At 67.9% G+C, this 812-nt stretch carries 1 protein-coding gene; it reads left to right on the forward strand.

Going from position 1 to position 812, the window contains the following annotated elements:
• Positions 1 to 812, forward strand: an 812-nt coding sequence (locus AC1AUD_RS13715) for a TIM-barrel domain-containing protein (protein ID WP_476574935.1), incomplete at both ends; no start/stop codon positions are given.

The following is an 812-nucleotide window of genomic DNA, read 5'->3' on the forward strand; positions in this document are numbered from 1 at the left end:
GGGCAGCTGCTCGACGTGGCGCGCGAGTTCAAGCGCCGCGGCATCCCGCTCGACCTGATCGTCGTGGACTTCTTCCACTGGCCGCACATGGGCGACTTCCGCTTCGAGGAGGAGTTCTGGCCCGACCCCAGGGCCATGGCCGGGGAACTGCACGGCATGGGCGTCAAGCTCATGGCCTCCGTGTGGCCCCAGGTGTCCGTCGCCTCGGAGAACTACGCCGAGATGAAGTCCCGCAACCTGCTGGTGCGGGCCGACGCGGGCGAGGACATCGGCATGATGTTCGAGGGCCCCAGCCAGTTCTACGACGCGACCAACCCCCGCGCCCGCGCCTACGTGTGGGACAAGTGCAGGGCCAACTACGCGGACCTCGGCGTCGACGCGTTCTGGCTCGACGAGGCCGAGCCCGAATACGGCACCTACGACTTCGAGAACTACCGGTATTACGCGGGCCCCAACCAGCAGATCGCCAACCTCTACCCGCGCGAATACAACCGCGGCTTCTACGAGGGACAGGTCGCCATGGGCCGCGAGGGCGAGATCGTCAACCTCACCCGCTGCGCATGGGCCGGCTCCCAACGCTACGGCGCGCTCGTATGGAGCGGCGACGTGGGCTCCACCTTCGCCGACCTCAAGGCACAGATCACCTGCGCGATCCACATGGGCATGGCCGGCATCCCCTGGTTCACCACCGACATGGGCGGCTTCCACGACGGCGACATCACCGACCCCGCCTTCCGCGAACTGCTCGCGCGCTGGTGCCAGTTCTCCTGCTTCTCGCCCGTGATGCGCAACCACGGCGACCGCTCCGCCCC

It is taken from the genome of Bifidobacterium sp. LH_730 (genome assembly GCF_056355835.1).